This window comes from uncultured Polaribacter sp. (assembly GCF_947497695.1).
In the GTDB taxonomy this organism is placed as follows: Bacteria; Bacteroidota; Bacteroidia; order Flavobacteriales; family Flavobacteriaceae; genus Polaribacter.
Genome location: NZ_CANMHM010000009.1, coordinates 26,061 through 49,350 on the forward strand (window position 1 = coordinate 26,061; position 23,290 = coordinate 49,350).

The following is a 23,290-nucleotide window of genomic DNA, read 5'->3' on the forward strand; positions in this document are numbered from 1 at the left end:
AGGATTTTAAAATGGAAATAAAAAAACACCCAAAACTACAGCTAGAAAATTATAGTAAAATTTTCTTACAAATAGGATTAGCACTTTCCTTATTTATTGTACACACTTTAATTGACCACAAAACCTATGAAAAAAATGTATTAAAAGATTTAGGAGAAGTGGTAATGATTGATGAGATGCAAGAAGATATACCTATTGTTCAAATTAAAGTAGTAAAACCACCTAATAGTGTTGCTCCACCTCCTGTTGTAGAACAAATTAAAATTGTAAAGGATGATAAAGAGGTAGAAGAAACGATTATAGAATCTACAGAAACAGATGAAACAGAAAGTGTTGTTGTAAATACAGATGATATTGTTGAAATACAAGAAGGAGAAGTTTTTGAAGAAGACATTCCTTTTGTATTAATTGAAAATGTACCTGTGTATCCAGGCTGTAAAGGTAATAATGCAGAGTTAAAAAAATGTTTCACAAAAAAAGTAACAACTTTTTTTAGTAGAAAATTTAATACTAATTTGGCAAACGAGTTGGGTTTAAGCCCAGGTAGAAAGAGATTATTTGTACTTTTTACAATCAATAGAGAAGGAGGTATCTCTAACATTAAAGCAAGAGGGCCTCATCCTAGATTAGAAAAAGAAGTTGCAGAAATTATTGGCTCTTTACCTAAAATTACACCAGGAAAACAAAGAGGAAAACCAGTTGGTGTTAGTTATAGCATACCAATAACTTTTGAAGTTAGAAATTAATAAACAATAAAACCCAGCTATTTAGCTGGGTTTTATTGTTTATTATTAAGAGTTTATTTTATTTAAACAGCCTAAATATATCATTTCCATTTGCAAAAAGTAACAAGGCAATTAAAAGAATAAAACCAGTTACTTGTGCGTATTCTAAAAATTTATCTCCTGGTTTTTTACCTGTAATCATTTCCCAAAGAGTAAAAACTACGTGTCCACCATCTAAAGCAGGTATTGGTAAAAGGTTCATAAAACCTAACATAATAGATAAAAATGCTGTGATGTTCCAAAATGATTCTGCACTAAATTCAGAAGGAAAAATACTTCCTATAGAAATAAACCCCCCCAAACCTTTATAGGCACCTGTACTTGGATTAAAAATTTTCTTTAATTGTTTCATATAATCTGTAAGTGTTTTTACAGATTTGTTCCATCCTGCAGGAATTGCTTCTGCAAAAGAGTATTCAATTTCAGATAAATTATAGTAGCCTAATTTTTCTAAGTCAGTAAAAGACAATTGGCCTAAACCAACACCAATTTTACCATGATCATTAATTTTTACAGGAATTGCTTTTGTTTCATTTCCTCGTTTAACTGTTAAAGTAACTTCTTGATTTTTAAATTTATTTAGTTCTACTTGTGCTTCATCAAAATACTTTACTGTATTACCATTAATTGCAACAACAATATCTTTAGCTTTTAGGTCAGCATTTTTGTTAGGAGAATCTTCAGAAACACTTGCAATTACAAAAGGATATCTAGGTAGTAAAATAGCACCAGCATCTTTGCCTCTGTCTACTAATTGAGAAATAAAATCTTCTGGAATTACTTTATCTACTACAGTTCCATTTCTTTCAATTTGAAAGTTATTACCATTCACAAAACCTAGAGTTAATTCAGAGAATTTTTTAACTTTTTCTCCATCAATGCTTAATACTTTATCTCCTGTTTGTAAACCTAAGTTTATAGCTAAAGAATCTTGTACCCAAATACCATCTGTTAAATTATCGTTTGGTAAAAACTTTTCTCCATAAGCATACATTAATAGTATATAAATAAAAATACCCAACACAAAATTCACAAAAACTCCACCCAACATAATAATTAAACGTTGCCATGCAGGTTTAGAACGAAATTCCCAAGGTTGAGGTGGCAATGCCATTTGCTCAGTATCCATGCTTTCATCAATCATTCCAGATATTTTTACATATCCACCTAAAGGAATCCAACCAATTCCATAAACAGTATCCCCAATTTTTTTCTTAAAAAGTGAAAATTTATAATCAAAGAATAAGTAGAACTTTTCTACTCTAGTTTTAAATAATTTTGCAGGGATAAAGTGCCCTAATTCGTGCAATACAATCAATAAAGATAAACTTAGTATAAATTGCGATGCTTTTATTAATATTTCCATTCAGTGTTAAATCATTAATTAAAAAACGCACAAATGTACGTTTTTAAAGAGAGTTGCAAAAGAACTAATTAAGCTACGTTTTTATTTTAACAAACATTTTAGATAGATGATGTCTTTAAACTCTTTTCTGTGGATATTTTAAATTGTAATTTTGTAACTATAAAAATGTTTTTATGGACATAAAATTTTTTAAAAAATCGATTCCGACACTTATTTTTTTAGCTGTTTTTTCTGCAGCTGCAATTCCTGTTTTTTATCATTTATTAAAAGTTGATAATCGTCTTAAAATTTATAATCCTGTTGATGTAAACCCAAGATTGGTAGATGATAGCATGTTACATGTTCAAAAAAATCATACTATTGCAGATTTTAATCTCATCAACCAAAATGGAAAAACAGTTACAAATGATACTTATAAAGATAAAATCTATGTTGCAGACTTTTTCTTTACACGTTGCCAAACCATTTGTATTGCCATGGCTTATAATATGAGTGAATTGCAAGAGTTTTATAAAAACGATAGCGATATTATGTTTTTATCTCATTCTGTAACTCCTGTTATGGATAGTGTTTCTGTTTTAAAAAAATATGCAGATAAAAAGGGGGTTATTGATGGAAAATGGAATGTAACAACAGGTGCTAAAAAACATATTTACGAGTTGGCTAGAAAAAGTTATTTTGCTGTTTTAGAAGAAGGTAATGGTGATGAAAATGATTTTATACACACAGAGCAGTTTGTTTTGGTAGATAAAGAAAGACGTATTCGTGGTTATTATGATGGCACAGAAAAAGCAGATATTGAAAAGTTAAAAGCAGATATTGTTTTGCTAAAAGCAGAATATGCGTCAAAATAAGTTGTTTAGAATCATTCTAAATGATTATCTTTGTTGAAAATTTATGATTCCCGCTTTTTTGCGGGAATCTTTTTATACCAAAAACGAGTGAGCACAATAGCAACATTACAAAAAGGAGAAATCGGATATATTTCTGAAGAGTCTTTAGATTTTATTCCTTTAAAATTATTAGAAATGGGTTGCTTGCCTGGTGCTGAAGTTCAATTAGTGCAAATTGCGCCCTTAAAAGATCCATTATATATTTGTGTGAATGGAAGTCATTTAGCGATTAGAATAGAAACTGCTTCTAAAATTCAAATTCTTAAAAGTTAAATTTCCATGTCTAAAAACGATATAAAAGTTGCTTTAATTGGGAATCCTAATACAGGGAAAACATCACTTTTTAATCAACTTACAGGTTTAAATCAAAAAGTAGGTAATTACCCAGGTATTACTGTTGATAAAAAAGAAGGTATTAGTAAATTATCAGCTACACAGAATGCTGTTATTACAGATTTACCAGGAACTTATAGTATAAACCCTACTTCTTTAGACGAAAGTATTGTTTTAAAAACGTTATTAAAAAAAGATATTAAAGAATCTCCAGATGTTATTTTAGTTGTAGCAGATGTTGAAAATTTAAAGCGTAATCTGTTACTTTTTTCGCAAATTAAAGATTTAGAAGTACCAACTGTTTTGGCAATCAATATGGTTGATCAAATGAATAGAAAGGGAATTACGATTGATTTATCACTCTTAAAAAAAGAATTAAATACAGAAGTAGTTTTAATTAGTGCCAGAAAAAATGAAGGTATTGATGCTGTAAAAGCAGCAATTATTCGTTGTCATGTTGCTGCAAAAGCATCTCCCTTGTGTGGAATAAATAATCAAATTGATCCAGATTATTTTACAAAATTAAAAGAAATTAGTCCTAATTATTCGTTGTATGAATTATGGTTGATGGTAACACAGAGTAATTATCCAGACGCAATTTCATCCGAAGAAAAACAAAAATTACTTGCTTTTAAAAAGGATGTTTCTAAATTAAAGAAATATCAGCACAAAGAAACCATTTACAGATATCAAGAAATTAATAAAATTCTTAAAAAAACATATATAGTTGATAAAACTAAAGCAAAAGACTTACGTGGTAAATTAGATAGAGTATTTACGCATCAATTTTTTGGATATTTTTTCTTTGTTTTCTTATTGTTAGTTATTTTTCAATCTATTTTTGAATGGGCTTCTTTACCAATGGACCTCATTGATGGTACGTTTGCAGAATTAGCTAGTTTTGCAAAGAGTAATTTGCCAAGTGGTGTTTTTACAGATTTATTAACAGAGGGAATTATTCCAGGAATTGGAGGTGTACTTATTTTTATACCTCAAATAGCTATTTTATTTTTATTTATTGCAGTTTTAGAAGAAACAGGTTACATGAGTCGTGTTGTTTTTTTGATGGATAAAATTATGCGTCGTTTTGGGATGAATGGCAAAAGTGTAATTCCTTTGATTTCTGGTACTGCATGTGCAATACCTGCAGTAATGGCAACCAGAACAATTAGTAGTTGGAAAGAACGGTTAATAACTATTTTGGTAGTACCTTTTACAACTTGTTCTGCACGTTTGCCTGTATATGCAATTTTAATTTCTTTAGTAATACCTGAAACAAAAATATTTGGATTTTTAAATATTCAAGGTTTGGTTTTATTAGCATTATATGCATTGGGTTTTGCTACTGCAATTATTGCTGCCTATATTTTGCATAAAACATTAAAAATAAAAACAAAATCATTTTTTGTGGTAGAAATGCCTAATTATAAAATACCATCCATTAAAAATATTTTTTTTGAAGTAGTAGAAAAAACAAAATCGTTTGTTTTTGAAGCAGGTAAAATTATTTTAGCATTCTCAATTGTACTTTGGTTTTTAGCTTCAAATGGACCTACTTCTTTTGATGATGCTGAGAAAAACACCATAGAAAACCTTTCAAATAATAGTTTATCTGAGCAAGAATTGCAACAAAAAATAGCATCAGCAAAATTAGAAAACTCCTATATTGGTATTTTAGGTAAAACAATAGAACCTTCTATTAAACCTTTAGGTTATGATTGGAAAATAGGAATTGCTTTAATTACATCTTTTGCAGCAAGAGAAGTTTTTGTAGGTACTTTAGCAACAATATACAGTGTGCAAGCAGATGATGAAAATACCACTACAATTAAACAAAAAATGCGATCAGAAATAAATCCAGATACAGGAAAAAATAGGTTTAATTTTTCTGTAGGAATGTCTTTAATGGTTTTTTACGCATTTGCCATGCAATGTATGGCAACTTTAGCTATTGTTAAAAGAGAAACCAAAACCTGGAAATGGCCTTTAATTCAGTTATTTGGCATGGGTTTATTGGCGTATGTTGCTTCATTTATAACCTATCAAATTTTAAGTTAATGCAAGAAATAATAGCATATAGTCTTGTCTTTTTAGCAATTATTTTTTTAGTAAGAAAATATATCTTCCCTTCTAAAAAGGATAAAAGTTGTGGTTCAGGCTGTGGTTGTTAAAAGTATTTTAACACTAAAAATGAAGTCTTAGAATGTAAGAATTTCTATTTTTGATGAAATAACTTACATACATCAAAAAAAGTAAAATGAAAAATCTCCTTTTAATAACTAGTCTTTTTATATTCTTAATTTTTCCATCAACAGATATTTTAGCACAAAAATTTCCTAGGTTAGATATTAGTCCTATGGATGCAGCAACCTATCCAATAGATTGGAAAAATTCAGACAAATTGGTAAAAATAATCTATGGAAGACCACAATTAAAAGGAAGGTCTTTGTCTGATTTGGCATCAGTTTCTAAGAAAGGAGTTTGGAGAACAGGAGCAAATGAAGCTACTGAAATTACTTTTTTTAAAAATGTTCTGTTTGGAGGAATAGAGGTAAAAGCAGGTACTTATACTTTATTTACTATTCCTACAGAAAACGAATGGACTTTTATTCTTAGTTCTGTTAGAAATGTTTGGGGTCATTATACTTATGATCAAAAGAATGATGTTTTAAGAGTTGCTGCCAAAGTATCTGAATCAAAAAAAATAATTGAAGCACTTTCAATTGCTTTTGAAGAAAACAATGATAATAAGGTTACAATGTTTTTAGGTTGGGCAAATGTTATTGTCTCATTAGATATTGAAGAAATTATTGAAAAATAACACATCTACCTAAATGAATATTAAAATAGAATAAATATTAAAATAAAAGGTGATTAAGACTTGAGTTATTACTAGCAATAAACATAAAATGGAATCATAAATTAGTTATGATTCCATTTTTATAATTAAGTCATTTTAGTAGAGGTAATTAGTTTTATCTAAACTACTTACCCATTGGAATTACAATAATACCAGTGAATTTTTTTTGAAACTTCATCAAATCTTTATCAGCTTCTAGTTTTGTTTTATAATTACCTACTTGTACTTTCCATTCAGGAGCATTATATATTAATTTTGAAAAATTTCCAGGAAATTCTGCTTCAAACCGAGCTTTAAAAGCTCTTGCTTTTTGCTCATTACCATTGTACAACTGTATCCTAAATCCAAAACCATAGGTATTATTAAAGCTTCTTTTTTTAGAAATTATGCTTTTAATTTCTGTTGTTTCATTTGTTTTATTTTGTGAAAATGTGATGTAACTTGTTGTAAGTAAAACAACAAAAAAAGAAAGCGGTTTTAATTTAATTCTCATTCTAAATATTTTTTGCTAAAATAAAGACTAGTTTGTTAATAAGTTAGTAAAACTTATTATTTAGACTAATTATAAATTAATGTTTAACCTCAGTTAAGTTTTCCAAATTTTAGGAAGAAGTAGTACTTTTGTACGACAGAAAAAAAATGACTTTTATCATTTTATATTAGATATTTTTTAAACAAAGTTTGAATATGAAAAGTGTAGAATTGCACATTAGGCTTACTAGAGGACTCGTAAAGGGTTTTGCTTTTTTCTTATTTTTTGCGTTAAGCTTGTCTTCGTATTCGCAAGAAGTTGATGAAGCTCGTCATAAAGAAGGAAGAAAAATATACAAATCACAATGTGCTTCTTGTCATAAATTAGACAGGAAACTTGTGGGTCCTGCTTTAGGTAACGTTGAGCAGAGAAGAGAGAATACATGGTTAAAAGCTTGGATTAGAAATAATGCGGAATTTAGAGCTACTGGAGACAAGGATGCAATAGCAATCTATGAAGAGTATAATGGTGCTGCAATGAGTGCGTTTCCTCAGTTGACAGATCAAAATATAGACGATATTCTATATTATACAACTATTGGCGAAATTAAAAAGAAAGTAGTTGCTGATGAAGCAGGTGTAGCAAATGTACAATCTACTTCAAATGCACCAGGTTGGTTAATATATATATTAGCCGCTGCTATAGTTGTTGCCTTTTTGATGATTGCAAGTTTGTTAAAACAAGTAAATGAACTTAAAGGGAATACAGCAGTAAAGCAAGGTGCTAATCTTAAGCAAGATTTAAGTGAACTTTGGGAGGGTGTAAAGAAAAATACTTTCTTAAAAGTATTAGCAACCATACTTTTAATTTTGATAGGAATTTATATTTTCTTTGGTACATTATTTAAAGTTGGTGTGGATCAAGGTTATCAACCAATTCAACCTATTGTATTTTCACACAAAATACACTCTGGAGATAATAAAATAGATTGTCAATATTGTCATTCGTCAGCAAAACATAGTAAGCATTCTGGTATACCATCTGTAAATGTTTGTATGAATTGTCACATGAATATTGCAGAAGTTGCAGAAACTACTGTTGTTGAATTAGAAGATGGTGTTGTTCTTGGTAAAGAAGAATTAGATAAGGAAATTGCTAAAATATACGATGCATCTGGATGGGATGTTGATAATTTAGAGTATACAGGTGTAGAAAAACCAATTAAATGGGTTCGTATTCATAATTTGGCAGATTTTGTATATTTTAATCACTCACAACACGTAACTGTTGGTGGTTTAGAATGTCAAACATGTCATGGACCTGTAGAGGAGATGGAAGAAATGTATCAATACTCTTCGTTAACAATGGGTTGGTGTATCAACTGTCACAGAGAAACAAAGGTAGATTTGAAAGGAAATGAATATTATGCTAAAATTCACGAACAACTAGCTAAAAAGTATGGTGTAGAAAAAGTTACAGCTGCTCAGTTAGGTGGATTAGAGTGTGGTAAATGTCACTATTAATAAAAGAAGAAAAGATAGTTTGGGTTTAGTGAAAACTAACAATTAAAACTAACAACTAATAACTAGATATAAATGGCTTCAAACAAAAAATACTGGAAAAGTGTTGAGGAACTAAAAGATAGTCCTATTGTTGAAACGTTAAGTAAAAATGAGTTTGTAGAAGACATTTCTACTGAATCATTTTTAGGAGATAAAGAAACATTAGAGAATTCTTCTACTACGCGTAGAGATTTCTTAAAATATGTTGGTTTTACTACAGCAGCAGCTTCTTTAGCTGCTTGTGAAGGTCCTGTGGTTAAATCAATTCCTTATGTTGTAAAGCCAGACGATATAATAGCTGGTGTTGCAGATTGGTACGCAACTTCTATTGCAGATGGATTCGATTTTGCAAATGTGTTGGTTAAAACACGTGAAGGTCGTCCAATTCAAATCATGCCAAATAAAGAGGCAAATGGTACTACAAGTGCAAGAGTACAAGCTGCCGTTTTATCTTTATATGATGAACAATTACGTTTAAAAGAACCTACCAAAGGAGGTGAAGCAATTTCTTGGTCAGATGCTGATAAAGAAATAGCAGCTAAATTAAACGAGTTAAAAGAAGCAAATAAATCCGTTGTTCTTTTATCAGGTACCATGGCAAGTCCATCAACAGATAAAATTATTGCTGAGTTTTTAGTTGCAAATCCAAATGCGAAACATGTTATTTATGATGCTGTTTCAGAAGATGCAGCAGCAGATGCTTTTAAAGCAATGTATGGTAAAAGAGCATTGCCTAATTATAAGTTACAAAATGCGGAAGCAATTGTTTCATTTGGTGCAGATTTCTTAGGGGATTTTCATGGTGGTTTTGAAAAAAATTATGTCGCAGGTAGAAAATCAGAAACTGGTAAAATGTCTTACCATGTTCAAGTAGAAAGTAATATGTCTCTTACAGGAGCAAATTCAGATAAAAGAGTGGTTGCAAAACCTTCTGATGTTGTTTTTGCTTTGATCAATTTATACAATCAAATTACAGGAGCATCTGTTTCTTCAAATGCAACTCCTATTGACGGAGAAATTAAAAAATTAGCATCCGTACTTAAAAAAGCAGGCTCTAAAGGGGTTGTAATGACAGGTATTAATGATGTAAATGCACAATTAATTTCTTTAGCAATTAACAAAGCTTTAAACAGTGAGATTTTAGATCCTAATACCTCTTTAAATATCCGTCAAGGTAATTTTAAAGAAGTTCAGGCTTTAGTTTCAGATATGAAATCTGGTAAAATAGGAGGACTTTTAACTTTAAATATAGATCCTTCTTATTCTTTACCAAATGCATCAGAATTTACAGAAGCATTAAATAAAGTTGATTTAAAAGTAGCATTATCTGTAGAGAATAATGAAACAGTAAATGCAATGGAGTATGTGCTTCCTGCATCACATTTCCTAGAATCTTGGGGAGACACTCATTTTTCCGAAGGAAATTATGGTTTAGTTCAACCTACAATTCAGCCTTTATTTAAAACGCGTCAAATTCAAGACACGTTGTTAAAGTTAACTGGTAATAGTACTTCTTATTATGACTATTTAAAAAGTTTTTGGTCTACTAATGTTTTAAACGGAGCTTCATGGAATAAAGCTTTACATAATGGTTTTTTCACAAAGTCATCTTCAACCAGTACTGAACAATTAGCAGATGTTTCTATTGCTGATGCAGCTAGTTTATTAAAGAAGAATACAAAAGCTTCAGCAATGGAGTTAAACTTATATATTAAAACTGGTTTAGGAGATGGTAAGCAAGCAAACAATCCTTGGTTACAAGAATTACCAGATCCAATAACAAGAGCTTCTTGGGATAATTACTTAACAATGTCTTTGGCAGATGCAAAAGTATTAGGTTTTTCTAATCCTGTAAAAGATAACGGAGCAATTAATGGAGATTTTGCAAAGGTTTCTGTTAATGGTAAAGAAGTTACAGTTCCAGTATTAATTCAACCAGGTCAAGCAAAAGGATCTGTTGGTTTAGCTGTTGGTTTTGGTAAGACTTTTGGTTTAAAAGAAGAAATGCAAGTAGGTGTTAATGCATATCCATTATACACTAATGCAAATAATATTCAATACGGAGTATCAATAGAAAAAGTATCTGGTACACATAAGTTTGCTTGTACGCAAGTGCAAAAAACTATTGCAGGTAGACATGATATTTTAAAAGTTGCTTCCCTAAAAGAAGTTACAAGTAGTGCAGATCCAAAACATTCTTGGAACAAACCAGCTTTTGTTTCTTATGATCATCAAGAAGTAGAAGCAAAATCTATTGATTTATGGGATGAGCACAATAGAGAAGTTGGTCATCATTTTAATTTATCTATTGACTTAACATCTTGTACAGGTTGTGGAGCGTGTGTTGTAGCATGTCATGCAGAAAATAATGTACCTGTTGTTGGTAAAAATGAAGTTAGAATTGGTAGAGATATGCATTGGTTGCGTATTGATAGATATTATTCTTCTGAAGTTGAAACACGTGAAGAAGCTAAAGAAATGGGCTTAAGTGGTGGAGACTTATACAAAGTTTTAGAAACAGAAGCAGAAAACCCTGAGGTTACTTTTCAACCAATGATGTGTCAGCATTGTAATCATGCTCCTTGTGAGACTGTTTGTCCTGTTGCTGCAACAACTCATGGTCGTCAAGGTCAAAATCAAATGACTTATAATAGATGTGTGGGTACAAGATATTGTGCAAACAACTGTCCATATAGAGTTCGTCGTTTTAATTGGTTTAAGTACAATAATAATGATGAATTTGACTTTAATATGAACAACGAATATGGTAAAATGGTTTTAAACCCAGATGTTGTAGTGCGTTCTAGAGGAGTTATGGAAAAATGCTCTATGTGTATTCAAATGACACAAGCAACTATTTTAAAAGCAAAGAAAGAAGGTAGAGCAGTAAAAACAGACGAATTTGAAACAGCTTGTTCATCTGCATGTACTACAGGTTCTTTGGTTTTTGGAGATGTAAATAATAAAGAAGATAAAGTAGCTGCCTTAGCAGAAGATAAAAAAGCATACCATGTATTAGATTATCTTCAAACGAAGCCTAATGTAGTATATCAAGTAAAAGTAAAGAATACAAACGAAGCGTAATAAAATTCAAAGTTTAATATCTTTGAAAGTTTAAAAACTATTATAAACTAAGTAATAAAAATATGTCTCATTACGAAGCACCCATAAGGGAACCTTTAGTATTAGGTGATAAAAGTTATCACGATATTACAGAAGACATTGCAAAGCCAATAGAAGGTACTGCAAATAAAAACTGGTACATCGCATTTTATATTTCATTAGCAGCAATGCTTTGGGGATTTGGATGTATTTTTTACACTATTGGTACTGGTATTGGAGTTTGGGGATTAAACAAGAACATTGGATGGGCTTGGGATATCACAAACTTTGTTTGGTGGGTTGGTATTGGTCACGCTGGTACATTGATTTCAGCAGTACTTTTATTATTTCGCCAAAAATGGAGAATGGCAATTAACCGTTCTGCAGAGGCAATGACAATTTTTGCCGTTTTTCAAGCAGGATTATTTCCTATTATTCACATGGGACGTCCTTGGAATGCATATTGGGTATTGCCACTTCCAAATCAATTTGGTTCGTTATGGGTAAACTTTAACTCTCCATTATTATGGGATGTGTTTGCAATATCAACTTATTTATCTGTATCATTAGTTTTCTGGTGGACAGGTTTATTACCAGATTTTGCAATGATTCGTGATAGAGCTGTTAAGCCATTTCAAAAGAAAATTTACGCATTATTATCATTTGGTTGGTCTGGTAGAGCAAAAGACTGGCAACGTTTTGAAGAAGTATCATTGGTACTTGCTGGTTTAGCAACACCATTAGTACTTTCTGTACATACAATTGTATCTATGGATTTTGCTACATCAATCAATCCAGGTTGGCACTCAACTATTTTTCCTCCTTATTTCGTAGCAGGAGCAATCTTTTCAGGATTTGCAATGGTGCAAACTCTTTTAGGAATTATGAGAAAAGTTACAAATCTTGAAGATTATATTACACGTATTCACGTAGAATATATGAACATTGTAATTATTGTAACAGGTGGTATTGTTGCTGTAGCTTATGCAACAGAATTTTTTATAGCATGGTACACAGGTTCTCCTTATGAAAACTATACCTATTTATCTGTAGGTGCTGCAACAGGTCCTTATGCTTGGGCTTTCTGGTCTCTAATAATATTTAATATTATTACACCACAATTATTATGGATTAAGAAATTTAGAAGAAGCTTTATCATTACTTTTATTATTTCAATTGCAATTAATATTGGTATGTGGTTTGAGCGTTTTGATATTATTGCAATTGTATTAAGTAAAGGTCACTTACCATCTACTTGGTGGCGTTTTGAGCCTACATTTGTAGACGTAGGTATCTTTATAGGAACAATAGGATTTTTCTTTGTATTATTCTTATTGTATGCAAGAACCTTCCCTGTTATTGCACAAGCAGAAGTAAAAACAATATTAAAATCTTCTGGTGAATTTTATAAGAAGAGAAGAGAACAAGGGATACCAACAAAACCTGCTATTGTGATAGCTAATGATGCAGGTTTAAATGATAAATCTAATAAAGAATAATTATGGAATCATCAAAAGTTATTCACGCGTTTTATAATGATGATGAGATTGTGCTTGATGCAGTAAAAACTGTAAAAGCAAAAGGTCATCACATAGAAGAAGTATTTTGTCCTTTTCCAGTACATGGTTTAGACAAAGCAATGGGATTAGCACCAACAAGATTGGCAATTACTGCTTTCATTTATGGAATCACAGGATTATCATTTGCTATTTGGATGACTAATTATATGATGATTCAAAATTGGCCAATGGATATCGGAGGTAAACCAAGTTTTTCTTGGGCAGAAAATATGCCAGCATTTGTGCCGATTATGTTTGAATTAACAGTATTTTTCGCAGCCCATTTAATGGTTATAACTTTCTATATGAGAAGTAGATTATGGCCTTTTAAAGATGCAGAAAATCCAGATCCTAGAACTACAGATGATCATTTCTTGATGGAAATACCTGTACATAACAATGAAGCTGAAATTACTGCTTTATTAGCAACAACAGGAGCTGTAGAAATTAATATAGTAGACAAGCACTAATATATAGATAATGAAGAATTTTAAATTAATTATCGCTCTAGTTATTTTTACAAGTATGGTTTCTTGTAATGATAAACGTACGCCTCAACTACAATACATGCCAGATATGTACGAATCTGTACCTTATAATACAGATGGAGACAATGGTTTAAATGGTAATCCTGTAAATAGCAAACCTGTTGCAGGTACTATTTTTAGAGGTGGTCATCCTGCCTATGATATCCCTGATACAAATGAAGGTTATCAGAAAGCTAAGACTGAGTTAAAATCTCCGCTTGAAAAATCCGAAGAAAATTTAGAAAATGGTAAAAAGATGTACACAATTTACTGTATTTCTTGCCATGGAAAAAAAGGAAATGGAAATGGTTATTTATCTCAAGCAGAAAAGTTTGAAGGAATACCAAGTTACAAAGATAGAGACATTACTGAAGGAAGTATTTACCACGTGTTAATGCATGGTAAAAATTTAATGGGTTCTCACTCATCTCAATTAACGTATAAAGAACGCTGGCAAATTGCTCAGTACGTAGAAGTTTTACGTGCAGATTTATTAAAATAATTACAAAAAGATAGAATACTAAAGATATGTATCAATTCTCAGGTAAATTAAAGACATTCTCATTAGCACTAATACTTATTGGTTTGGTGGGAATTGCATGGGGTTTTTATTCAGCACCAACAACTGTTGAACAAGCCAAAGATATTATTGCACATCAATCTGCACATGGAGATAGTCATGAAACTTCTCATGGAGATGTAAAAGGAGATACTCATTTACATAGTGAACATGCTTCTGCAGATGCTCATAGTGAGCATCATGATGCATCTCACGATGAACATGTTTTTCATCAATTACAAAACAAACCTTGGGCAGCAATATATGTAGCATTATTTTTCTTTTTAGGATTAACATTACTGGTTTTGGCTTTTTATGCAATTCAAAGAGTAGCACAAGCAGGTTGGTCTGTTGTGTTATTTAGAGTGATGGAAGCTATTACAGCAAATTTAGTTCCTACATCTATCGTAATGCTAATTGTTATTATAGGGGCTGTTATGCATTTAAATCATCTTTTTCCTTGGATGGCAGAAGGTACTTTTACACCAGGTCATGAAAATTATGACGCAATTGTTGCAGGTAAGTCTTGGTGGATGAATTTACCAGGTTGGGCAATTAGAAGTGTTCTTTATTTAGCTATTTGGAATGCCTACAGATTTTTTATCAGAAAAAATTCAATTAAAGAAGATACTGCTAATGACAATGGTAAAACATACAAATCAAATTATAATGTTTCTGTTATTTTCTTATTCCTATTTATGATTACTGAATCTATGATGGCTTGGGACTGGATTATGGGATTAGATCCTCATTGGTTTTCAACTTTATTTAGCTGGTATGTCTTATCTAGTTTATTAGTTAGTGCAGTAACAGTGATTGCTCTTGTTACTATTTATTTAAGATCTAAAGGTGTTTTACCAGCAGTTAATGATAGCCATATTCACGATTTAGCTAAATTTATGTTTGGTTTTTCTATATTTTGGACCTATTTATGGTTTGCACAATTTATGTTAATTTGGTATGCAGATATTCCTGAAGAAGGAGTTTATTTTGCACAACGTTTTAACGAATATAAGGTGCCCTTTTTAGCAATGGTGGTTATGAACTTTGTTTTTCCTGTATTAGTCCTATTAAACAGTGATTTTAAAAGCTTACCATGGTTTGTTATACTTGGTGGTGTTGTAATACTTGTAGGACACTATATTGATATTTTTGTAATGATTATGCCAGGAACAGTTGGTGGTCAATGGTCTTTTGGTATTGCAGAATTTGGTTCTTTATTATTTTTCTTAGGCCTATTTATTTACGCTACATTTAGCTCTTTTGCAAAAGCGAATCCAATACCGAAAGCAAATCCTTTCTTAAAAGAAAGTGAACATTTCCATTATTATAATATTGAACACAGAGGTGAGGGTTCAGATGCTCATCACTAACAAATAATTAAATCAAAATAATTAAGACTAGATAAATATGTTAGCTCTATTTTATATTTTTATAGCTGTTGCAATTGGTGTAAGTTTTTGGCAAATAACCAGAATTTTAGACTTTAGAGGCGTAATTGCTACAGATGAAGACAACGCAAAGCAAGGTGTATATGCCATTTATTTTATGGTATTTTTATACATAATGATGATTTATTGTTTAATCTTCATGAATGTAGTGATGTTACCAGAGTCTGCATCTATTGAGGGTGAGCATGATGACAGATTGTTTGATATGACTTTTTGGTTGATTGGTATTGTACAATTTGCTATGCAATTCTTAATCTTCTACTTTACTTTTAAATATAGAGGAGAAAAAGGCAAAAAAGCAAAGTTTTATGCTGATAGTCATAAATTAGAATTAATCTGGACAATCACTCCAGCAGTAGTTTTAGTATTTTTAATCGGATATGGATTATGGCAATGGAACAACGTTATGGATTTATCAGATGAAAATGATGCTGTTGTTATTGAAGTATATTCTCAACAATTTAGATGGGATGCACGTTATGCAGGAGAAGACAATACCTTAGGTTTAGGAAACGTAAATTATATAAAAGGTATGAACACTATGGGTGTTGATATGTCTGATAAGAATTCACAAGACGATAAACAAGTCACAGAATTATACTTACCTAAAGGTAGAAAAATACACTTTAAGTTCCGTTCTCAAGATGTTTTACATTCAGCTTATATGCCACACTTTAGGGCACAGATGAATTGTGTACCTGGTATGGTTACTGAATTTGGTTTTACACCAAAGTACACTACCGAAGAAATGAGAAGAAAAGAAGAAGTTATTAAAAAGACGAATGGTATTAACAAAATAAGAAAAGAAAAAGGTGAAGAGCCTTATGTATTTGATTATCTTTTGTTATGTAATAAAATTTGTGGAGCTTCTCATTACAACATGCAAATGAAAATTACAGTGGTAGAGGAAGAAGAGTATAACAAATGGATTGCAGAACAACCAACGTTAGCATCAGTTATTAAATAATTATAATTAAAAGACACTACAAATTAAAAGATTATGTCAGAACATCATCATAAAGAAACATTTGTAACAAAATACATATTTAGTCAAGATCATAAAATGATTTCTAAGCAATTCTTGGTTACAGGAATAATTATGGGAATTATAGCTGTTATGATGTCTATGTTAATGAGACTACAACTTGCATGGCCAGAAAAATCTTTTTCTATAGTTGAAGCATTTTTAGGGCATCATCAAACAGATGGTGTTATGGATCCAGATTTTTATTTAGCTTTGGTTACTATACATGGTACTATAATGGTATTCTTTGTTTTAACTGCGGGTTTAAGTGGTACGTTTTCTAATTTACTAATACCATTACAACTTGGAGCAAGAGATATGGCTTCAGGGTTTATGAATATGGTATCTTATTGGTTGTTTTTCCTATCTAGTGTAATTATGGTTTGCTCATTTTTTATTGAAGCAGGACCTGCATCATCAGGTTGGACAATCTATCCACCATTATCTGCATTACCACAAGCAATTCCAGGTTCTGGAACAGGTATGACCCTTTGGTTAGTTTCTATGTCAATATTTGTTGCTTCATCTTTAATTGGGGCATTAAACTATATTGTAACTGTTTTTAATTTAAGAACTAAAGGAATGAAGATGACAAGAATGCCATTAACAATTTGGGCATTTTTTGTAACAGCTATTATAGGTGTTGTTTCATTTCCTGTATTGTTATCTGCAGCATTATTATTAATGTTCGATAGAAGTTTTGGTACTTCTTTTTACTTATCTGATATTTTTATATCTGGTGAAGTATTGCATTATCAAGGAGGATCACCAGTTTTATATGAACACTTATTTTGGTTCTTAGGGCATCCAGAGGTTTATATTGTATTGTTACCAGCATTAGGTATCACATCAGAAATTATATCAACCCACTCTAGAAAACCAATTTTTGGATATAGAGCAATGATAGGTTCTATCTTAGCAATTGCATTCTTATCTACAATTGTATGGGGGCATCACATGTTTATTTCAGGTATGAATCCTTTTTTAGGGTCTGTATTTACTTTTACAACCTTATTAATTGCAATTCCTTCAGCTGTAAAAGCTTTTAATTATATCACTACTTTATGGAAAGGAAATCTCCAATTAAACCCAGCAATGTTATTTTCTATTGGATTAGTTTCTACTTTTGTTACAGGAGGTTTAACAGGTTTAGTTCTTGGAGATTCTGCACTAGATATTAATATACATGATACTTACTTTGTAGTAGCACACTTTCACTTAGTAATGGGAGTATCTGCAATTTTTGGAATGTATGCTGGTATTTACCACTGGTTCCCTAAAATGTACGGTAGAATGATGAATAAAACTTTAGGCTATTGGCATTTTTGGATTACAATTATCTGTTCTTATGGTGTTTTCTGGCCAATGCATTTTATTGGTTTGGCAGGTTTACCAAGAAGATATTATACAAATACAAACTTTCCAATGTTTGATGATTTATCAGATATCAATGTAGTAATTACAATGTTTGCTTTTGTTGGTGGTCTTGCTCAGATATTATTTATTGCTAATTTCTTTATCTCAATGTATAGAGGACAAAAGGCAACACAAAATCCTTGGAAATCGAACACTTTAGAATGGACAACTCCTGTTGAACACATTCATGGAAATTGGCCTGGAAAATTACCAGAAGTACATAGATGGGCTTATGATTACAGTAAAAGAGTCGATCCAAAAGATGATGATAGTGATTACTTACATGGTCAAGATTACGTTTTACAAACGACTCCTTTATTAGAAGGAGAAGAAGAATCTTAAAATCATTACTTTACAAAATATATTAAAAACCTTTCCAATTTGGAAAGGTTTTTTTGTTGTGTAACATTTCTTACAAAAATGTATTTTAAAAACATTTATCTTTGTAGTTATGAATGAAAAATTAAATCCTGAAAACGACAATTTATCAAACGAAGATTTAGACGTAGAAAAAAAATTACGTCCGCTTTCTTTTGATGATTTTACAGGTCAAGATCAAGCCTTAGATAATTTAAAAGTTTTTGTTGAAGCAGCCAATCAAAGAGACGAAGCTTTAGATCATACTCTTTTTCATGGTCCTCCAGGTTTAGGAAAAACAACTTTAGCACACATTTTAGCAAACGAATTAGAAGTAGGTATAAAAGTTACTTCTGGTCCTGTTTTAGACAAACCAGGTGATTTAGCAGGCTTATTAACAAACCTTGATGAAAGGGATGTGTTGTTTATTGATGAAATTCATCGTTTAAGCCCTATTGTAGAGGAGTATTTATATTCTGCTATGGAAGATTATAAAATTGATATTATGATTGAATCTGGGCCAAATGCCAGAACAGTTCAAATCAATTTAGAACCCTTTACATTAATTGGTGCAACAACTCGTTCTGGTTTACTTACAGCACCTATGAGAGCTCGTTTTGGAATTAGTAGCAGATTACATTATTATAAAACAGACCTTTTAACAACAATTATTCAAAGAAGTGCACATATTTTAGGAGTTCCCATTGCAATGGAAGCAGCCATAGAAATTGCAGGTAGAAGTAGAGGAACTCCAAGAATAGCAAATGCATTATTACGTAGAGTTAGAGATTTTGCACAAATAAAAGGTGATGGAACCATAACCATAGAAATTGCAAAATATGCTTTAAAAGCCCTAAATGTAGATGCACATGGCTTAGATGAAATGGATAATAAAATATTATTAACCATTATCGATAAATTTAAAGGAGGTCCAGTAGGATTAAGTACTATAGCTACTGCTGTTTCAGAAAATACAGAAACTATTGAAGAAGTCTATGAACCTTTTTTAATACAGCAAGGTTTTATCATGAGAACACCAAGAGGTAGAGAAGTAACAGAATTAGCTTACACACATTTAGGAAGAGAAAAAGGAAGAACCCAAGGAGAATTGTTTTAAAATGACTATTAGCTTATATAATTTAGCTATTGGCTAAAAGCAAAGAGCCAAAAGCAAAAGGCTGAAAAATATGAATATTAAAAAAATAATACCAATTTTAGATTGGTTACCAAACTACAACACTTCCCTTTTTAAGGGTGATTTAGTTGCAGGTATCACAGTAGGTATTATTTTAATTCCACAAGGAATTGCTTATGCATTAATTGCAGGTTTGCCACCAATTTATGGTTTGTACAGTGCATTATTTCCTCAAATAATGTACGCTATTTTTGGATCTTCAAGGCAAGTAGCCATTGGACCTGTTGCCATGGATTCCTTAATAGTAGCAACAGGGGTTTCTACATTGGCTTTAGCTGGTTCTGAAAGTTATATATCTATTGCTATTTTATTGGCTTTAATGGTTGGAGCCATCCAATTTATTATGGGGGTTTTTAGTTTAGGATTTATTGTAAACTTTCTATCTAAACCAGTTATTACAGGTTTTACATCTGCAGTAGCATTAATTATTGGCTTTAATCAGTTTAGAAATTTATTTGGTGTCAATTTTATACAAAGTGATCAAATACAGTATCTTTTAATTGATATTTGGCAACGTATAACAACGTATCATTTACCTACAACTATTATTGGTTTAACTTCTGTTATCTTGATTATCATCTTTAGAAAAATCAACAAAAAAATACCCAATGCATTAATTGTTGTTGTTGTTGGAATTTTATTGATGAAGTATTTTGGTAAAACACTTGGCGATATTTCCATGGTAAAAGATATTCCTTCTGGTTTGCCTTTGTTTGGTATACCAGAATTTGATTTAGACCAAATAAGAGAGTTGTTGCCCATTGCATTTACATTGGTAATGGTTGGTTATTTAGAAACAATATCCATAGGTAAATCTTTAGAAGCAAAACAAGATGAATACAGAATAAGACCCAATCAAGAATTAATAGCTTTAGGCTTAAGTAATATGGTAGGCTCTTTGTTTAAAGCTTATCCAACCACCTCAAGTTTTTCTCGTTCAGCAATAAACCAAGAAAGTGGTGCAAAAACAGGTATGGCTGCTTTAATATCAGTTGTAATGGTTGTTTTTACATTACTTTTTTTAACACCTTTATTTTATCATCTACCAAAAACTGTGTTGGCTGCAATTATTATTGTAGCTGTTTTTGGATTGGTCAATTTTAAAGAAGCTACTTTTTTATGGAAAGCAAATCATTTAGATTTTTGGTTGATGTTTGCCACATTTATGGGCACTTTATTACTAGGAATTGAATTTGGTATTATTGTTGGAGTAGGACTCTCGTTAATTGTATTAATTTTTAGAACCTCTAGACCTTATGTAGCTGAATTAGGAAAAGTACCAAACTCAAATTTTTACAGAAATAAAAGTCGTTTTGAAGAAGTGATTATAGAAGATGAAATTTTAATTTTCAGGTTTGATGCTCAGATTTTTTATGCCAACTCAAGCTATTTTAGAGACAAATTAGATGAAATGGTAGATGAAAAAGGAACAGCTTTAAAATTAATTGTTTTAGATGCAGAAAGCATCAATAGAGTAGATAGTACAGGAATAGAAATGTTAAAAGAGCGAATTAAATTTTATAAAAAGAAGGACATTCTTTTTTTATTAGCTGCTGTAAAAGGACCAGTAAGAGACGATTTTTTTAGAAGTGGACTCTTAGAAATTATAGACCTCAATCATTTTTTTATGAGACCAAATGATGCTGTTAAGTTTTATAAAACAGGAGATAGAAAACACCAAGATAGATATGCTAAATACATTCATCAAGCATACAATTAAAAGAAATTAAATAACATAAACATGATTATACAACAAATATATACAGGATGTTTGGCTCAAGGAGCTTATTATATAGAAAGTAATGGCGAAGTTGCTATTATAGATCCATTAAGAGAAGTACAAGATTATATTGATAGTGCAAACAAAAATAATGCGAAAATTAAATATATTTTTGAAACGCATTTTCATGCAGATTTTGTGAGTGGTCATGTAACTTTGGCTGAAAAAACGGGTGCTAAAATTGTATTTGGGCCAACTGCTAAAACTGATTTTGATGTAATTGTAGCAGAAGATAACCAAGTATTTCAATTAGGCGAAATTACAATTACAGTGTTACACACTCCAGGTCATACAATGGAGAGTTCTTGTTTTTTATTGAAGGATAAAAACGGAAAAGACCATGCACTTTTTAGTGGAGATACCTTGTTTTTAGGTGATGTTGGTAGACCAGATTTAGCACAAAAAAGTGATGTTACAGAAGCAGATTTGGCTGGTTTTTTATACGATAGTTTGCGTACAAAAGTAATGACGTTGGCTGATGATGTTATTGTATATCCAGCTCATGGAGCTGGTTCTGCTTGTGGTAAAAATTTAAGCAAAGAAACAGTGGGTACCATTGGCAATCAAAAAGAAACCAATTATGCTTTAAGAGCAGATATGACAAAAGCAGAATTTGTAAAAGAAGTTACCGATGGTTTGTTACCTCCTCCAGCTTATTTCCCTTTAAATGTAAAACTGAATAAAGAAGGATATCAAAGTATAGATGATGTAATTAAAAATAGCGAAAAACCATTATCTGTTAAAGATTTTGAGTTGATTGCAAATGAAACGAGTGCTGTTATTTTAGATGTTCGTCATCAAACAGAGTTTGTAGAAGGATTTATACCACAATCTATTTTTATTGGTATTGATGGTGGTTTTGCTCCTTGGGTTGGTGCTTTGATAAAAGATATTCAACAACCTATATTACTAGTAACTCCAGAAGGTAGAGAAGAAGATACCATTACACGTTTGTCTAGAGTTGGTTTTGATAATGTTTTAGGCTACTTAGATGGCAGTTTTGAGGCTTGGAAAAAAGCAGGAAAAGAAATTGATACTTTAATTTCTGTTTCTGCGGATGTTTTAGAGGCTAAAATCAAAAAAAATGCACCTATTTTTGATGTAAGAAAACCAGGAGAATTTACTAGTGAACATATTGTTGTTGCAAAAAGTACCCCATTAGATTTTTTAAACGATCATATTACTGATTTCCCAAAAAAAGAAGATTTTTATGTGCATTGTGGTGGTGGTTATCGTTCTGTAATTGCTGCGTCCATCTTAAAAGCAAGAGGAATTCATAATGTAATTGATGTTGCAGGAGGTTATGCTGCTATTAGAAATACTGAAATTGAAAGAACAGCAGCTGTTTGTCCATCAACTTTAAAATAAAAAAATGAAAAAAGTTATATTTATTTTTTTGATGAGTTTGTTTTTTATCAATTGTAATTCTCAAGAAGATATTAAAACAGTTTCAACCAAAGAATTAAAGGTTTTATTAGAGAAAGAAACAATTCAATTAGTAGATGTTAGAACACCAAAAGAAATAAAAAAAGGAAGTATAGAAAGTGCTCTTTTTGTAAATTTTTTTGATGAAGATTTTACAGAAAAAGCAGTAAACAAACTAGATAAAAGCAAACCTGTTTATATAGTTTGTAGAAGTGGTAATAGAAGCACAAAGGCTTGTAGAGTACTAAAAGAAAAAGGGTATAATGTTTACAATGTTTTAGGCGGATACAATAAATGGAAAAAAGAAAATTAGAAATGATGAACACAGATATACAAATAGAAAATTTAAAATGTGGTGGTTGTGCTGCCACTATAAAAAAAGGAATATTAGCTTTAGAAGGTGTAAAAGATGTAGCAATAAATATTGAGAAATCTATTGTATCTATTGCATCAGAAAAAGCAAATATTGAAGAAATTAAAGCAAAATTATCTAAATTAGGCTACCCAGAGGTAGGTGATAAAAATACGGTTTTACACAAAGCAAAATCATTTGTTAGTTGTGCTGTTGGAAGGTTAGATTCTTAAAAAAATAACAAACATTTTAAAGAGCCTACAAAAACTTAA

At 31.0% G+C, this 23,290-nt stretch carries 20 protein-coding genes; 18 read left to right on the top strand and 2 right to left on the bottom strand.

Annotated features, from left to right (window positions below; all coding sequences use genetic code 11):
• The first annotated feature begins 11 nt into the window (after positions 1-11).
• Complete coding sequence (locus tag Q0731_RS09895; RefSeq protein WP_299063414.1) at positions 12-746, top strand: energy transducer TonB; 735 nt, start codon at positions 12-14, stop codon at positions 744-746.
• Between the two features lie 58 nt (positions 747-804).
• Here the strand turns inward: Q0731_RS09895 and rseP are convergent, their stop codons facing one another.
• Positions 805-2,151 carry an RIP metalloprotease RseP gene (gene rseP, locus Q0731_RS09900; protein WP_299063416.1) on the bottom strand — a complete coding sequence of 449 codons (1,347 nt, stop codon included), beginning with the start codon at positions 2,149-2,151 and terminating at the stop codon, positions 805-807.
• A gap of 173 nt (positions 2,152-2,324) precedes the next feature.
• Here rseP and Q0731_RS09905 point away from each other — a divergent pair, with 173 nt between their 5' ends.
• The 4 genes from Q0731_RS09905 (at position 2,325) to Q0731_RS09925 (ending at position 6,198) form a co-directional block, all read left to right on the top strand.
• Positions 2,325-3,005, top strand: a complete 681-nt coding sequence (locus Q0731_RS09905) for an SCO family protein (RefSeq protein ID WP_299063419.1) — start codon at positions 2,325-2,327, stop codon at positions 3,003-3,005.
• An 87-nt stretch (positions 3,006-3,092) separates the two neighbouring features.
• Complete coding sequence (locus Q0731_RS09910; RefSeq protein ID WP_299063421.1) at positions 3,093-3,317, top strand: FeoA family protein; 225 nt, start codon at positions 3,093-3,095, stop codon at positions 3,315-3,317.
• 6 nt (positions 3,318-3,323) lie between these two features.
• Positions 3,324-5,435, top strand: a complete 2,112-nt coding sequence (gene feoB / locus Q0731_RS09915) for a ferrous iron transport protein B (RefSeq protein ID WP_299063423.1) — start codon at positions 3,324-3,326, stop codon at positions 5,433-5,435.
• Between the two features lie 199 nt (positions 5,436-5,634).
• A complete protein-coding gene (locus Q0731_RS09925; protein ID WP_299063429.1) occupies positions 5,635-6,198 on the top strand; it encodes a DUF2911 domain-containing protein in 564 nt (187 codons plus the stop codon).
• A 163-nt stretch (positions 6,199-6,361) separates the two neighbouring features.
• Here the strand turns inward: Q0731_RS09925 and Q0731_RS09930 are convergent, their stop codons facing one another.
• On the bottom strand, positions 6,362-6,730 hold the full coding sequence (locus Q0731_RS09930; protein WP_299063432.1) for an SPOR domain-containing protein: 369 nt from the start codon (positions 6,728-6,730) through the stop codon (positions 6,362-6,364).
• Between the two features lie 194 nt (positions 6,731-6,924).
• Between Q0731_RS09930 and Q0731_RS09935 the strand changes: the two genes are divergently transcribed.
• The 13 genes from Q0731_RS09935 (at position 6,925) to Q0731_RS09995 (ending at position 23,251) form a co-directional block, all read left to right on the top strand.
• Complete coding sequence (locus Q0731_RS09935; protein WP_299063435.1) at positions 6,925-8,232, top strand: cytochrome c3 family protein; 1,308 nt, start codon at positions 6,925-6,927, stop codon at positions 8,230-8,232.
• 72 nt (positions 8,233-8,304) lie between these two features.
• Positions 8,305-11,355: a TAT-variant-translocated molybdopterin oxidoreductase gene (locus tag Q0731_RS09940; protein ID WP_299063438.1), complete on the top strand. Its 3,051-nt coding sequence runs from the start codon at positions 8,305-8,307 to the stop codon at positions 11,353-11,355.
• A gap of 62 nt (positions 11,356-11,417) precedes the next feature.
• A complete protein-coding gene (gene nrfD / locus Q0731_RS09945) occupies positions 11,418-12,872 on the top strand; it encodes an NrfD/PsrC family molybdoenzyme membrane anchor subunit (RefSeq protein ID WP_299063441.1) in 1,455 nt (484 codons plus the stop codon).
• 2 nt (positions 12,873-12,874) lie between these two features.
• Positions 12,875-13,402: a DUF3341 domain-containing protein gene (locus tag Q0731_RS09950; protein ID WP_299063443.1), complete on the top strand. Its 528-nt coding sequence runs from the start codon at positions 12,875-12,877 to the stop codon at positions 13,400-13,402.
• A gap of 10 nt (positions 13,403-13,412) precedes the next feature.
• Entirely contained in the window at positions 13,413-13,961 is a 549-nt protein-coding gene (locus tag Q0731_RS09955) for a cytochrome c (RefSeq protein ID WP_299063446.1), read from the top strand.
• 26 nt (positions 13,962-13,987) lie between these two features.
• Entirely contained in the window at positions 13,988-15,391 is a 1,404-nt protein-coding gene (locus Q0731_RS09960; RefSeq protein WP_299063448.1) for a quinol:cytochrome C oxidoreductase, read from the top strand.
• 37 nt (positions 15,392-15,428) lie between these two features.
• Entirely contained in the window at positions 15,429-16,436 is a 1,008-nt protein-coding gene (locus tag Q0731_RS09965; RefSeq protein ID WP_299063451.1) for a cytochrome c oxidase subunit II, read from the top strand.
• 33 nt (positions 16,437-16,469) lie between these two features.
• Positions 16,470-18,251: a cbb3-type cytochrome c oxidase subunit I gene (locus tag Q0731_RS09970; protein WP_299063454.1), complete on the top strand. Its 1,782-nt coding sequence runs from the start codon at positions 16,470-16,472 to the stop codon at positions 18,249-18,251.
• Positions 18,252-18,360: 109 nt separating this feature from the next.
• Entirely contained in the window at positions 18,361-19,383 is a 1,023-nt protein-coding gene (gene ruvB, locus Q0731_RS09975) for a Holliday junction branch migration DNA helicase RuvB (RefSeq protein WP_299063457.1), read from the top strand.
• Positions 19,384-19,453: 70 nt separating this feature from the next.
• Entirely contained in the window at positions 19,454-21,181 is a 1,728-nt protein-coding gene (locus tag Q0731_RS09980) for a SulP family inorganic anion transporter (protein WP_299063460.1), read from the top strand.
• A gap of 21 nt (positions 21,182-21,202) precedes the next feature.
• Positions 21,203-22,609: an MBL fold metallo-hydrolase gene (locus Q0731_RS09985; protein WP_299063463.1), complete on the top strand. Its 1,407-nt coding sequence runs from the start codon at positions 21,203-21,205 to the stop codon at positions 22,607-22,609.
• 4 nt (positions 22,610-22,613) lie between these two features.
• Entirely contained in the window at positions 22,614-22,979 is a 366-nt protein-coding gene (locus tag Q0731_RS09990) for a rhodanese-like domain-containing protein (RefSeq protein ID WP_299063466.1), read from the top strand.
• Positions 22,961-23,251, top strand: a complete 291-nt coding sequence (locus Q0731_RS09995; protein ID WP_299063468.1) for a heavy-metal-associated domain-containing protein — start codon at positions 22,961-22,963, stop codon at positions 23,249-23,251. The genes Q0731_RS09990 and Q0731_RS09995 overlap by 19 nt, the downstream gene beginning before the upstream one ends.
• Positions 23,252-23,290: the final 39 nt, after the last annotated feature.